Origin of the sequence: Falsihalocynthiibacter arcticus (genome assembly GCF_000812665.2) — a bacterium.
Taxonomy (GTDB): Bacteria; Pseudomonadota; Alphaproteobacteria; order Rhodobacterales; family Rhodobacteraceae; genus Falsihalocynthiibacter; species Falsihalocynthiibacter arcticus.
In genome coordinates this window covers 3,916,030-3,929,521 of the sequence record NZ_CP014327.1, presented here as the reverse complement: position 1 = coordinate 3,929,521, position 13,492 = coordinate 3,916,030, and the positions used below count along the sequence as shown (strand labels likewise).

Below are 13,492 nucleotides of genomic sequence, written 5' to 3'. Positions count from 1 at the left end.
GTTTGAGGCCGCGGCATCCTAATATAATTTCAACCTTTCCCCGGAGCTAAATATTTTTCCACTTCGCAGGGTCAGTTTTTTCTGTCCCAGAAAAATGAAATAGAGGGTGAATTTAGGGCCGATACGACGCTTGGTTGGCATCCCGCTAAGAAAGGCTTCCGTTGTGGTCGCCAAAGAGTACCTAATCATCGCTAAAGTTAATTCCAATTTCGTCAAAAGACATTTTCACAACGGTTAGGTGCCCGTTGCCTATGTCAAAAAACGCAACCCCAATATTGTCCGCACCAAACATGCGCGCCCATTGCGAAAGTTTATCATTGTAATCGGACCAACTTTGACGCGCTTTTAAGTATTCTGTGCGGTCAATAACTTCGCCGCCGTTTTTCTTGTTTTTTTAAGTGCGGCATCTATTCAATGGTCCTGTCTGCGTAGGGAAATTGTTGGCAACACGTCGAAGCCTGAAAAGGGCTCCGCATTTTCTCATGGAGAGTGGCGAAAGAGATTTCCGAGCGGATGATGCGCTTCGTACCAAGAAACCTTGATTGCTTGTCGGTGCTATTTTGGGCAGCCCTGCGTGTAAGAATAGCCTTCGCATCCAACTTCGTCCTTAATTATTATAGCTGCGCAAACGTTGGTTCTGTTGGAACACTGGATGCTGGGGAACAGATAATTTTTTATTGAAATGATCAACTTAGACGGCGGAAAGATATTGGTGTGAAACCCGCCACATAAGTGCGTCAAATTTCAAGCAGTGCTCGCTGCCAGATGCTTAAGGGGGCATTTCCGTGTTTTTCCGAAGAGGACATTCTTCATTGGGAGACCCCTGGATGGAAGGTACTCGTTTTGGGAAACCACTGGTCAGCTGTGAACCATATGTTTCTGCCAAAGCGAGCGCCGAACCTGAGTGGTTAGATGATTGACGCAGGGTGGCGCAAATTCGCGCTGGCTCCGGCTGAGAATTTTTCGCGCAGAGAGAGTTTATCGTGTCGTGCTATTTTGTTAATTTGCTAGTAATAGGACGATACCTCTCTTTTGGGGGCCGCTTTGGAGACTCTCATCCCTTTGTCTAGGAAAACCACCCTCATTCTTGTGATCTTGGCCACCGCTTTTCTATGCGCGCTGCTGGTGTATTTTGTTGGTTTGAACCTTCCATCACCCGAAGAATTGACAATTTGGCTGCGTGGTCTTGGTGCTTGGGGACCGTTTGCGATTATCGGTCTGATGATACTGCACAGCTTCATCCCTTTTCCCGCCGAGATTTTGGCCATTTGCGCTGGAGCCGTCTACGGAACACTTGTTGGTAGTGCGCTGGTTTGGGCTGGGGCGATGTTGGGGGGCTTGCTGGCTTTTTATCTTTCTCGACTGCTGGGGCGGGATGTTGTCCACGCGTGGTTGTCGCCTAGCCAAGCTAACACGCTAGATCGCTGGGCGCAGGATCAGGGCACGTTTACCTTGCTCATCAGTCGCTTTATTCCGGTGATCTCCTTTAACCTTGTGAACTATGCCGCAGGCCTCACAGGTGTTCGTGTTTGGACCTTCGTTTGGACCAGTGCTGTGGGAATTCTCCCAATGACGATAATGTCGACATATTTAGGCTCACAAATGAAAACAATGGATTGGCCTATACTTTTGATTGTCTCGGCCACGGGTATTTTTGTCGTCATTCTGGGGCACAGCTTCGCAAAGTCGAGGGAATGGATTTAGCGAGGTAGTGGAAAAATGACACGTCTGCCCTTTGCGATACACCGATAAATTACCACTACTATTGAGCGGAACTTCTGCTAAGTTTACCCCCGAAACAGCATTACGCGCCCCATAGGAAAGCTGAATGATATGAACCGACTAGTGGGAAAATCCGCCATGATCACAGGGGCGGCGCGGGGGCTGGGGCTTGGCTTTGCCAAGGCGTATCTTGCTGAAGGCGCAACCGTCGCCATTGCCGATATCAACTTGGAGGCGGCCGCGCAGGCCGCGGCCAATCTTGGGCCCGCAGCCTATGCGGTCGAAATTGACGTGACCCAGCAGAGCAGCATCGATGCGGCGATTGAGGCTGTGGTCTCGCGGGCAGGGAAGCTGGATATTCTTGTGAATAACGCGGCGCTTTTTGATGCGGCGCGCACGGTGAATATCACGCGGGCAAGTTATGAAAAGCTTTATGCGGTGAACGTCGCGGGCACGTTGTTTACGATGAAAGCGGCCGCGCGTCAAATGGTCAAACAGGGGCACGGTGGCAAGATCATCAACATGGCGTCACAGGCGGGGCGGCGGGGCGAGCCACTTGTCGCGGTCTATTGTTCAACCAAGGCGGCAGTGATTTCGCTAACGCAATCAGCGGGGCTTGATCTTATCAAGGATGGGATCAACGTTAACGCCATTGCGCCGGGGGTTGTGGACGGTGAGCATTGGGAACACGTCGACGCGATGTTCGCCAAGCTTGAAGGCAAACCGCTGGGCCAGAAAAAAGCTGAGGTGGCTGCCAGTGTTCCGGCGGGGCGCTTTGCTGTGCCCGCAGATTTGGCGGGAATGGCGGTGTTCTTGGCGTCTTCCGATGCCGATTATATTGTTTCGCAAACCTACAACGTCGATGGCGGTCAATGGATGAGTTGAAATCCATGCGCTAGATGCGCGTGAAAACGAGGCGCCTTGCCGCCAGTCCATCTCGCAGCGGGCGTTTACCCCTTGAACTCTGGAATGATGAAGGTCAGCATCTTATATTATTCGAAGGGTCGACTAACTTGATACCCGAGAACGTGTGAGACCCCACACAAAATAAAAGGATTTTAAGAATGAAAACCGCACAGGACTATCTAGACGAAGCAAATGCAGTCGTCCCAAAAATCACTGTCGAAGAAGGAATTGCAAAGCACAGAGCTGGCAATTCTGTATTTGTCGATGTGCGTGACAGCGCCGATATCGCGGCGTCAGGCACAATCGCCGGAGCGGAAATGGTTAAGCGCGGGATGATCGAATTTCTGGCCGACGGCTCTCATGCGTTCCACAATCCTGCCCTCAAAAAAGACGCCGATATCGTGCTTGTATGTGGCGCCGGTGGACAGGCCGCACTCAGTGGCAAGACGCTGAAGGATATGGGCTATAATAATGTTTCAAACGTTGGCGGTTTTTCAGCATGGAAAGACGCTGGCGGCCCCGTCGAAGGCTAGACGATGAATGTGTGAACCGATTGGGGGGCGCAGGGTCCCCCCAATCGGTCTGACTACTTTGTGGCGACGGGCGTGTCTGTGGCCCCGTGGGAGGTAGAATTCTCCCACATGGCGAGAGCACGCATATTTGGTCGAATTTGGGTTATGGTAAGGGGAATAATTATGCAGTTTGAAAGTATTATCGTCATGTTACTGGTCGGCGCTCTCGCTGGCTGGTTGTCTGGACGAATTATGAAGGGGCGCGGTTTTGGGGTTGTTGGTAACATAATTGTGGGTGTTGTCGGCGCGTTTTTGGCTGGAATGATCTTTCCCGCACTTGGGGTTTCGGTTGGCGGCGGGTTCATAGCTTCGATCATTTACGCGACCATTGGGTCCGTTATCCTGCTCTTCGTTATAGGTTTGGTTAAACGCGCCTAATGCGAAACACGCACCGTTTAATCGGTGATTTCTCAGGCTAGGCTTGAACAGAAAACTGCTTTTCTGTTCAAGCGCTTAGCACTTTTTACTCGCCGTCGGGTAGTGGCGGCATTGCGCGCAAGTATAGAATAATCGCTGCCAAATCGTCATCCGTCATATTGGCAAAATAGGGATAGGGCATTGGTGGCATCATTTGGCTGCCGTCCGGCCGTTGCCCATTCCGAATTATTGTGCCCAACTCGGCATCATTATACTTTCTGAGGCCTGTCGGAGTGATATTGGCCGCAATCGATGTGCCCCACGGCCCATGGAAGGCAAACCCACCAGCCCCGAGATGGGTCTCAAACATCGGCCCTTGCGGACCAAATGTTGTATGGCACTCAACGCAATGCGCGATCGGGCCAGCAAGATACGCGCCGTATTCGACAGTCTTGCCCTGCGGGATTGCGGCTACAGATTCAATAGGCGGCCCATAGGCGGGAGGGAGCGGAATATTGTACTCACTCACTCCAGGGTCGTTATCAACAGCGGGCACCTGACGCAGATACAGGATAATGCTCATGAGATCATCATCGGATAAACCACGATAGAGCCCCATAGGCATTGGTGGCCCAATCACGCTCCCATCGGGGCGAATGCCTTCACGAATGGCCTTGGCCAACTCGATATCCGACCAATCTCCAACACGCCCCCCAGGTGTAATATTCGGTGCGATGGCAGTGAAGTTTTCGTTTTTATCAACGAGCATCCCAGCAAGCGCCATATCGGGAAGCGGTCCGTCGGGCCCTTGGGGCGTATGGCAATTGCCGCAAGCAGACGGGCCTTCAACCAAATACGTGCCCCGCTCCAGCGAGGGTTCTGCAAAAGCCGCCCCCGTGGTGAAAGCCACAATAGCTGCTGCCATATGGACAGTAGAATGAATTTTATAGGGTTCTAATCTGATCATTGAAGTGGCCTCCATTGTCACAGTGCATTGGACAACATAACCGAAAATCTGATTCTCTCAAAGACTTTGATTCGAAGGGGCTCTGAAATTGATCAAGAGGTTAAAGCAATTCGAGCGCACTAAAACTTCGGGCATAGTTGGGGGGGACGGAAGCGGGCCAACGGCGTTAAAGCGTCGAGCTTAAATATTGAATCGATAGGATTCCGTTGAGTTCAGTTTTGTGATTCACTCTGGTTGGGAGGATGGATCATGTCAGCAGCATTACCGATGGCGCTTCGGGCGCGGTTTCAAGAGTACATTGAGGAAGGGTTGAGCGGTCGTGCGGCGGCGGCGCGTTTGAAGGTTTCGGCGGCCACGGGCGTTCGCTGGCTTCGCAGAATCCGTGAGCGAGGCAATGCCACACCGGATGTCCAAGGGCGACCAAAAGGACACGGAAAGCTCGCGCTCCACCGTGAGTTTCTTGTAGAGTTGGTCGCGCAGGATGGTGACATCACACTGCCAGAACTGGCCGGAGCGCTGAAGGCCGCCACGGGTGTTGTTGCCCATTCTGCATCTATCGGACGGTTCCTGCGCAAACTTGGTTACACGTACAAAAAAAGTCACTGGTGGCCACCGAGCGGCTCCGCGCCCATGTGAAGCTGCGTCGTCGGGACTGGTTCCGGTACCGTATTCCGGCAATGCAAGCGCATCCTGAACGGCTCGTCTTCATAGACGAGACGTCAGTAAAAACCAATCTGACCCGACTACGTGGGCGCAGTCTATGCGGAAAGCGTCTGGAAATGGACGCACCGTTTGGGGCGTGGGGCACTCAGACGTTCATTGCAGGCCTGACGCAAGATAACCTGATTGCACCATGGGTCATCAAGGGGGCGATGGATGGTGAGGCGTTTGAAGTCTACGTCCGCAATGTCCTTGCCCCGGAACTGCGACCAGGCACTGTCGTCATTTGCGACAACCTTGCCACCCATTACAACAAGGCGGCTGCAGAAGCCTTGCGGGAAGTCGGGTGCTGGTTCCTCTACCTGCCGCCGTACTCACCCGATCTCAACCCCATTGAAATGGCCTTCTCAAAACTCAAAGCCCACCTTCGAAGGATCGGAGCCAGAACATTTGACCAGATGTTCGATGCCCTCGCCAAAATTTGCAATCTCTTCACGCCAGACGAATGCTGGAACTTCTTTTGTGAGGCGGGATACGGATCAAGTTAAAAGCTCGATGCTTTAAGGGGCGCCCGAGTTGTTTTCTATGATAGCGAAGACGTCCATGATTGGATGAGACGCCACCGCGACACTAAGCTGATGAAGTCATGAGTCGCCTGTCCATAGCGGATCGCGCTGTCCTTATGAGTTTACTGGTCCTCACCATTGCTCAAACGGTTGCCGTCTGTTGCATGAGGAGGCCAAACATACGGGCCTTCATGCTTGCAATGGCTAGTCTCAGGCCTCATTATCAAAATAGGACTGTAGCAGCGAGTGCGATTGCGGAGATGAATAGGTTAGGGCATCGCTGAGAGGGTTGACCTGCGGTTATAATGAAATGAATTGGGCGACCTTTGGTGTCAGGGATTGCATGTAATTTGGTGTTCATTCCACCCTTTGTGAGCCCGATTAGGCGAGCAGTCCCCCTTTTTCATCCGTAGGCTTGAAGCCGTACGGTGAGCCTTGAGGTAGGTCGCATCAATTGAGGTCGTCGTGTTGTCAGGTGCCTCAGAAGCTAAACCAGCCATAATGTTGGTGAAAAAAAACCCATATCACTCCAACGCTTCCACCTATTGTATAGTGTCTTGGTATGGCCATAAGCCGCAGGCGCATCATACCATTGCAATTTATGAAAATAATACCACTCAAAATCCGCCTATCGTCAACTCGCGCTCGTCCTCTTGCTTTTGGAAAATAGGGCTGAAGGCGGACCATTTGCGCTTCCGTTAACCAATAAAGATTGCTCATAAAAACTCCATCTGACTCAGCTTTGTGAATCAGATACACCAATAATGCGCAACTCACTTAATAGGTCCTGAGCCTAGCGCAAGGCGCTTATGACGCAGTTGCCCTCGTGCAGGAAATGCGCCGCGTTTTTTTAGGCGAAGCCCGAAAAGAGTGTTGGCAAGATTGCACTGACTGTGATCAACGGCGTTGAATGGCTTTGGTCGAACAATATTAGTGCGAAAATATAGAGAATTAAGGGGGGGCGGCTTTATTGCTCATGCGAGAAGTCCCCAAAAGACGTGAAGCGGGCATTTTCAACTCCTTGGGCCTAGGACTTCGATGCGGACTTTAGTTATTAGCTGCGGCTGCGCCAATACGGTGCGTTCAAGCGAATTGCTGCGATCAAGAAAAAAAGTTAGCGGTTTGGCTGGGCGAGGCAAAGCCCTCCTGAGCCTCTCTGAATCTGACAAGCGATGGGGAAAAGTTTGGCGTAGGTATTTCACAACATCAGATCTGAACGGTGCGCGATAAAGTGATCAATCAGGCGACGGGTCAGGGCCTTTTGTGGGCCGATGTCTGGCCAAACGGCGTAGATGCCTAACGTGGGTAGGCTCCAGCCCGGCAGGATATGGACCAACTCCCCACGGACGATCTCGTGCTCTATCACGCTTCGGGGCAGGTGCCAGATACCAAGACCGGCCAGCACCGCAGCCTTGGCAGCATTTACGGTGTTCACCTCAATGCGCATATTTGCCGGGGCAATGCTCACTATTTGGTCTTTGCGTTCCAACGTCATCATGGATGGAATTTGCGTGACGGCTATGAAATCACGCGCTTCAAGGTCCTGCGGCGTCGCAATGGGGGGGCGCGCTGACAAATAATCCGGTGAGGCAACGAGTAGGCGCTTAAAATCGGCTATTCGGCGACTTTTCAGGCTGCTACTGCGCAATGTGCCCAGCCGGATAGCAAGATCAAACCCGTCCTTTACCAGATCGGTCGGCATGTCACTGCACTGTAGGGATATCGCGACCATCGGGTGCTTCTATGCAAATCCCCATAGTGCTTGGTGCAGTTTGCTTTGTTCGCCGAAGGCTGGCATCGCCACATGAAGCGACCCGACTGGTTCCTCGTTATCGGCATGGATCGCATCAAGGGCCTCTTCTCCTGCGGCCACCATTCTGCGGGCGGGATCAAGCGCAATTTGGCCTTCTGGGGTCAAAGACATGGACCGCGTCGAGCGAAAAAATAGCGTCACTCCCTGACGTTCTTCTAATCGGGACAGGTGATGACTGATGACAGATGTAGATAGCTTCAGTCGCCGTCCAGCCGCGCTCAGACTACCCGTATCGGCGATAGCGACAAAAACGGCGAGGCTGCGGTAATCTTCGATCATCTTTCTAATTCCTGAAAAAGTAATTTCTTAACAATTGGGATAATCACAAAGGCGGTTCTTGTCTATTTCTGTTTTCAACTCACAGGAGACAGAAGTGTTTACAAGCAACGCAAAATTTACATCCGAACGAGCCAGCGGGTACTTGCAACAACTCTGCAAGCATTTCGGACACAAGATCGAGGTGCAGTTTGACCCCAAGTCCGGACCTGTTGGTTCAGGTTCGGCTGGGACTTTGACCATATTGAGCTAATTAGGCAGGGGGCCTACGTTTTTCTTTACATGCGCTGGGTATCTCACTCAGTGCAGAAGATACTTGGCTTTTAAGGGATTGATACTACATGGCTGATTAGCGGTTCACCAGAGAACGCAATATGGATCATGTATTGAGGTGGTTCGCTTGAAAATGCGTATGGTGTGCCTTTTCGCAAGTCGAATGCAATCTGATGCGATGCGGAGGGGGAGATGCGGACCGGCGCACCGCCACATTCGCCTTGGATCGCGCGGTGCATGTGGCCACAAAGAATTCCTTGTACCTTGCCATGCTGAGCGACAAGGCGGGAAAAGGCCTCTTTTCCTTCGAGCAGCCCCATCGAATCCATGTCATCCAATCCGGTGGCCATTGGCGGATGGTGCATGAAAATTATCACCTCGCGGTCTTTGCAATGCTTCAGCGCAGATTCAAGCCATGCCAGACGGTCAGCGCAAAGTTTACCATGTGGCGCGCCTTCGACAAGCGTATCAAGGCCGATGATCGCGACCTCGAATTCTGTATTGCAAACGCATAGATGCCCGCTTTCCGTCACGCCCAGCATCTCTGATAACGACTCCAGCATCGGGGCACGAGAATCGTGGTTGCCGGGCACGGCCAGAACTGGAATGCCGAGGATGCGCAAGCCTTCTCTTATGTGGGCATATTCTTCCTTCGTGGCATCCTCGCCCAAGTCGCCTGAGAACAGGATCAGATCTGGTTGCACGGGTTGATGTGCAAGGTCGGCTATTAGGCGATCAAATGCTGCACCAGTGTCAAACTTCCCAGCAATTTTGCAGCCATTTGCAAGAACATGGGAATCACTCACATGGGCAATCAACATTTTTGGATCTCCTAAAAGCTTTGCGAAACACATGTCGCATACTGCACAGCACTATTCGATTCATATAACGAATTTGCGTCTGGAATATTTCTGAAAAAGGGCGTGTTTCGACAGGGTGTGTGGGAGTGTTGGTCATTAAATCCACAAAAGGCACAAAAACTTGCCTTTGCTTTACGCGTGGATTTTTCTTTCAATAAAGCGATCGGCTTTCATGGAACTGTGACAAACCGCGTATAATCCCCCAGTCACTGCTTGATTTCACTTTATTGGAAGCGAAGTCGAGCGCACGGATCATCATAGAAAATCCACATGGAGATATGTAAAGTGACGAAATCCACAAAATCCAACCTGACGCGTCGCCGTCTGCTGGCCTCTGGGCTGGCTGCGCCTTTTGTAAGCTCTATGTCGGGTGTCTTGACGCCTGCACGCGCCAACGAAACGGTAAAACTTCAATTTATGTATCCAGTAGGGGTGTCTGGCGACATCAATACAATCATTTCGGATATGATCTCTGATTTCAACGCAACCCATGACGGGATTGAAGTTGAAGCGATCTATGCTGGCTCCTATGATAATACAGAGCAAAAAGTAATCACATCCCTTGGCGTCGGAGAGCCACCTGCCTTGTGGTTGCCGATCAACTCTTCATTGCAGACGTTCCTTGGACTCGATGCGCTTGAGGATATCACAGAGCAAGCCAAATCTGACGACATCTATGATGATTTTATTGGCGGTTTTCTTGACACGGCCGTTTCGGACGATCGGCTTTACGGTCTGTCCTTTCAGCCGTCGACGCCAGTTCTTTACTACAACAAAGACGCCTTCGCGGAGCGCGGAATTGAGGACGCACCCGAAACTTGGGATGATTTGCTGGAAACTGCAAATGCCCTAACCATCCGTGATGGGGACGAGTTGAAGCGCTGGGGCGTGATCATTGGCGGTGGCTGGCATGATTGGATGTTTGAGGGGTATTGCCGTCAAAACGGTCTGGTGCCGTGGGAAAAAGACAAGGTTCTGTGGGACCGTCCCGAAGCGGTCGAGGCGCTGCAATTCTGGAAGACGATGGTTGACGCAGGGTGTATGGCTCCCGCCTCTACATGGCAGGGCTCGGCCAACGACTTTATGGCGGGTTCCACCGCAATGTTGTACCACTCAACTGGCTCGCTAACCAACCTGCGGAAATCCTCTCCGTTTGAAGTCGGCGTGGCATTCATGCCTAAGAAAAAGCAGTATGGCGCATCCCAAGGCGGTGGCCCGATCATGATCGCCAAGAACCAGTCGGACGCCAAAAAAGAAGCGGCGTGGACTTTTGCGCGCTGGATGACCAACACCCAGAACCAAGCCGCATGGAGCCAAGCAACCGGCTATCTTGCTGTGCGTAAATCCTCTTGGGAGCAACCCGAAATGCGGCAGTATCTTGTGGATGTACCACAAGCAAAAGTTGCGCTTGATCAAGCTAAGTTCTCTGGTGCCTTCCTTCAAGTTCCAGCTTATTCGCGCGCTCGTGATGCCTTGAAAAGCGCGATTGATCGCACGTTGGCAGGTGAGATCAAGGCAGAAACGGCACTGACGGACGCGACTGCCGATGTTAATCGCGAGATCGCCCGCGTGTTGCGCCGCCAAAAAGGTTAAGCCCCCATTGAAGGACGCGGGTTTCAGGCCTGCGTCCTTCTTCTCTTTACGAGGATGCTCCAATGTCCACTCTTTACAATCGTGCCCGTCGAAACGAGATGTTGCTGGCCTATGCACTGCTGCTGCCATCGCTCGTGTTTTTGGCGGCTTTTACCTATTGGCCGATCCTGCGTTCTATCTGGTTTAGTTTGCATGATGTCCTTTTGGGGGATCCCGAAATCTATTGGCTTGGAGCGGACAACTATCTTCGTCTTCTGGACGATCGCCTATTTTGGAAGGTGCTTGGCAATACCGCGTTCTATACTCTGACAACCATTCCGCTTTCGATTGCAGCGGCCTTGCTGTTGGCCGTGGCGATGGACAGTAAATTGCGCGGCATGGCGATTTATCGCTCTGTATTTTTCTATCCGGTTATGATCCCTTCGGTGGCTGCCGGTATGCTTTGGGTGTTTCTCTATGCGCCAGGTTACGGTCCGATAAACGAGGCACTCACCAGCATTGGTCTTCCCCGTTTGGACTGGCTTTATGATAGCAAATGGGCTCTGCCTGCGATCGTGATTATGAGCATCTGGAAGTATTCGGGTTATTTCATGCTGATCTTGCTCGCTGCTTTGAAATTGGTTCCTTCTGATCTTTATGAGGCGGCGCGACTTGATGGGGTAGGGGCGTGGCACCGCCTGCTGCACATCACGATACCGCTTATTTCACCGACGCTTTACTTCGTCATCATCATCGGCACGCTGCACAGCTATCAGGTTTTTGATTACGTCTATGTGATGACGCAGGGAGGGCCCGCGGATAGCACCAATGTGCTGACCTACTACATTTACCAAAACGGCTTTCAATATCAGGACATCGGCTATGCTTCGGCGCTGGCAAATGCGCTGTTGGTGTTTGTTTTGGGATTGATTGGCCTTGTTGCTGTGACGCTGGGCCGCCGAGTTCACTATCTGGGAGAACGCTAATGCTCACTGTATTCCAATCGCAGGTTTCTGAACCGCACAGGCGGGTCCACTGGCAACGCCGCGTGCAAGACAACTGGTTACATTTGATCATGGTGCCCTTGGCGTTACTTTGGGTAAGCCCACTGGTCTGGATTCTTGTGACGTCGCTTAAAACCAATGTAGAAGTGTTTGACCAGTCCGCCAGTTTTTGGCCGAAAAAGCTAAACTTCTCGAACTATCCCAGCACATTATCAGTGGCGCCGTTTGGGACTTATTTGATCAATTCGATCATTGTCACAGGGTCTATCCTGATGGGGCAAATGATCACGATTACGCTGGCGGGTTATGCTTTTGCGCGGCTAAAATTTCCGTTCAAAAACCTTTTGTTTACGCTGTTTCTGCTGCAAGTGATGTTTCCAATCTATGCGATATTCCTCACTAATTTTGTGACTTTGAAGGAAATGGGGCTGATTAATACAATCCCCGCGATGATCGTCCCGTTTATCGCCTCGGGCTACGGTACCTTTATGATGCGGCAGAGCTTCCGACAAGTGCCGTCCGAGTTGTCAGATGCAGCACGATTAGATGGCTGCAATCATCTTGAAATACTGTGGCATGTCTATTTACCACTGGTGAAACCGACCTTAATTGCTTTTGGCATCATCTCGGTCGTGACCCACTGGAACGATTACATGTGGCCGCTTTTGGTCACAAATTCCGAAGATATCCGCACGCTCCCCATCGGTTTAGGGCTTTTGGCTAAGGCGGATAGCGGGGCCGACTGGCCACGTTTGATGGCAGGCACAACAATTGTCGTATCCCCGTTGTTGCTCCTCTTTATCGTTTTTCAACGTCGTTTCATCGACAGCTTTATGCATACCGGCGTCAAATAACGCCACTTACCGGAGACCCAAAATGGCGACCGTCCAACTGACGAATATCAGCAAATCCTATGGTGACAGCAAAACTGTTCACGACATTAATCTAACCATCGAAGACCGTGAATTCATGGTTATGGTTGGCCCTTCTGGCTGTGGTAAGTCCACAACCTTACGAATGATCGCAGGGCTGGAAGACATCACTTCTGGGCAGCTTTTTATTGACGGAAAAGACGTCACTGACGCCCAGCCGCAAAAACGCGATATTGCAATGGTATTTCAAAGCTATGCACTTTATCCGCATATGACCGCCTATCGGAATATGGCATTTGGGCTGATGAAAACCACACGTCTCTCTAAGTCTGAGATCGACGCTCGAATCCGCGAAGCCGCCGAAATCCTAAGTATCACGGATCTGCTGGACAGACGCCCGAAGGAGCTTTCGGGAGGTGAGCGTCAGCGCGTTGCAATCGGACGTGCCTTAGTGCGTAAACCAAAGGTGTTTCTTTTTGATGAGCCATTGTCGAACCTTGATGCCAAGCTGCGCAGCCGTATGCGGGCCGAGTTAAAGCGGCTTCATCAGGAGTTGGGCTTGACGGTCATCTATGTAACCCACGACCAAATCGAAGCGATGACCTTAGGCACGCGTGTCGCGATGCTATCTAAGGGGGCATTGCAACAGGTTGGCGCACCGATGGATATCTATATGAACCCCACGAACACCTTTGTGGCCACCTTCATCGGCAGCCCTGAAATGGCGTTGATCCCGTGCCGAGTACGGAGCGGGAAAGTCGGTCATGAGAATTTCGCGGATGCATTGGGATTGGGCAATAACCTTCCCTCTGATGTTCTCATCGGGTTGCGCCCCGAAGAGGTGACGCTCACGCGCGCAGGTATGGCTCATGCGCGCGTCATACGAACGGAACTGATTGGTGCGGAAGCGCTAGTTGAAGTCGCGTTGGGGCAGGACCGGATGATTGTAAAGAGCCCCGTGTCAGGGGCCCCTACAGCAGGCGACGAAGTCGGTCTGGACTTTGACCTTGATCGTCTGCGGCTCTTCAATCGCAGCACAGGTCTGGCTATCAAGGTTGATGATTGAACTGAA

The 13,492-nt window shown here is 51.8% G+C and carries 14 protein-coding genes and 1 pseudogene; 10 read left to right on the top strand and 5 right to left on the bottom strand.

The features are described from left to right. The first annotated feature begins 1,062 nt into the window (after positions 1-1,062). The 4 genes from RC74_RS19305 to RC74_RS19290 all read left to right on the top strand — a co-directional run bounded on the left by RC74_RS19305 (position 1,063) and on the right by RC74_RS19290 (position 3,578). On the top strand, positions 1,063-1,704 hold the full coding sequence (locus RC74_RS19305; RefSeq protein ID WP_156477529.1) for a TVP38/TMEM64 family protein: 642 nt from the start codon (positions 1,063-1,065) through the stop codon (positions 1,702-1,704). A gap of 129 nt (positions 1,705-1,833) precedes the next feature. Further along, positions 1,834-2,607 (top strand): L-iditol 2-dehydrogenase, encoded by a 774-nt coding sequence (locus tag RC74_RS19300; protein WP_039000616.1) that lies wholly within the window; start codon positions 1,834-1,836, stop codon positions 2,605-2,607. Between the two features lie 179 nt (positions 2,608-2,786). Further along, positions 2,787-3,161: a rhodanese-like domain-containing protein gene (locus RC74_RS19295; protein WP_039000617.1), complete on the top strand. Its 375-nt coding sequence runs from the start codon at positions 2,787-2,789 to the stop codon at positions 3,159-3,161. 162 nt (positions 3,162-3,323) lie between these two features. After that, complete coding sequence (locus tag RC74_RS19290; protein ID WP_039000618.1) at positions 3,324-3,578, top strand: GlsB/YeaQ/YmgE family stress response membrane protein; 255 nt, start codon at positions 3,324-3,326, stop codon at positions 3,576-3,578. Positions 3,579-3,663: 85 nt separating this feature from the next. Here the strand turns inward: RC74_RS19290 and RC74_RS19285 are convergent, their stop codons facing one another. Then, positions 3,664-4,524: a cytochrome c gene (locus tag RC74_RS19285; RefSeq protein ID WP_236939988.1), complete on the bottom strand. Its 861-nt coding sequence runs from the start codon at positions 4,522-4,524 to the stop codon at positions 3,664-3,666. A gap of 249 nt (positions 4,525-4,773) precedes the next feature. Between RC74_RS19285 and RC74_RS21955 the strand changes: the two genes are divergently transcribed. After that, positions 4,774-5,732, top strand: a protein-coding gene (locus RC74_RS21955; protein WP_156477400.1) for an IS630 family transposase whose coding sequence is annotated in 2 segments (ribosomal slippage) — positions 4,774-5,115 and positions 5,118-5,732 — 957 coding nt in all. Because the reading frame shifts where the segments join, the coding sequence is not laid out codon by codon here. Between the two features lie 301 nt (positions 5,733-6,033). Here RC74_RS21955 and RC74_RS19270 read toward each other — a convergent pair. The 3 genes and pseudogenes from RC74_RS19270 to RC74_RS19260 form a co-directional block, all read right to left on the bottom strand. Next, positions 6,034-6,470: pseudogene (locus RC74_RS19270) on the bottom strand (IS5 family transposase); the annotation flags it as partial. Between the two features lie 478 nt (positions 6,471-6,948). Next, positions 6,949-7,482: a substrate binding domain-containing protein gene (locus RC74_RS19265; protein ID WP_062628368.1), complete on the bottom strand. Its 534-nt coding sequence runs from the start codon at positions 7,480-7,482 to the stop codon at positions 6,949-6,951. Positions 7,483-7,491: 9 nt separating this feature from the next. Further along, positions 7,492-7,842, bottom strand: a complete 351-nt coding sequence (locus tag RC74_RS19260; RefSeq protein WP_052275046.1) for a LysR family transcriptional regulator — start codon at positions 7,840-7,842, stop codon at positions 7,492-7,494. A 94-nt stretch (positions 7,843-7,936) separates the two neighbouring features. Here RC74_RS19260 and RC74_RS23810 point away from each other — a divergent pair, with 94 nt between their 5' ends. Further along, complete coding sequence (locus RC74_RS23810) at positions 7,937-8,092, top strand: DUF2218 domain-containing protein (RefSeq protein WP_082802367.1); 156 nt, start codon at positions 7,937-7,939, stop codon at positions 8,090-8,092. Between the two features lie 70 nt (positions 8,093-8,162). Here RC74_RS23810 and RC74_RS19255 read toward each other — a convergent pair whose 3' ends face one another. Beyond that, positions 8,163-8,933: a phosphodiesterase gene (locus tag RC74_RS19255; RefSeq protein ID WP_052275045.1), complete on the bottom strand. Its 771-nt coding sequence runs from the start codon at positions 8,931-8,933 to the stop codon at positions 8,163-8,165. 324 nt (positions 8,934-9,257) lie between these two features. Between RC74_RS19255 and RC74_RS19250 the strand changes: the two genes are divergently transcribed. From RC74_RS19250 to RC74_RS19235, 4 genes are all read left to right on the top strand, one after another. Then, on the top strand, positions 9,258-10,565 hold the full coding sequence (locus RC74_RS19250; RefSeq protein WP_062628367.1) for an ABC transporter substrate-binding protein: 1,308 nt from the start codon (positions 9,258-9,260) through the stop codon (positions 10,563-10,565). Between the two features lie 62 nt (positions 10,566-10,627). Continuing rightward, entirely contained in the window at positions 10,628-11,530 is a 903-nt protein-coding gene (locus tag RC74_RS19245) for a carbohydrate ABC transporter permease (RefSeq protein WP_062628366.1), read from the top strand. Continuing rightward, positions 11,530-12,402: a carbohydrate ABC transporter permease gene (locus tag RC74_RS19240; RefSeq protein ID WP_052275044.1), complete on the top strand. Its 873-nt coding sequence runs from the start codon at positions 11,530-11,532 to the stop codon at positions 12,400-12,402. Before RC74_RS19245 ends, RC74_RS19240 begins: the two co-directional genes overlap by 1 nt. Positions 12,403-12,424: 22 nt before the next feature. Next, on the top strand, positions 12,425-13,486 hold the full coding sequence (locus tag RC74_RS19235; protein ID WP_039003808.1) for an ABC transporter ATP-binding protein: 1,062 nt from the start codon (positions 12,425-12,427) through the stop codon (positions 13,484-13,486). The last annotated feature ends 6 nt before the right edge of the window (positions 13,487-13,492 follow it).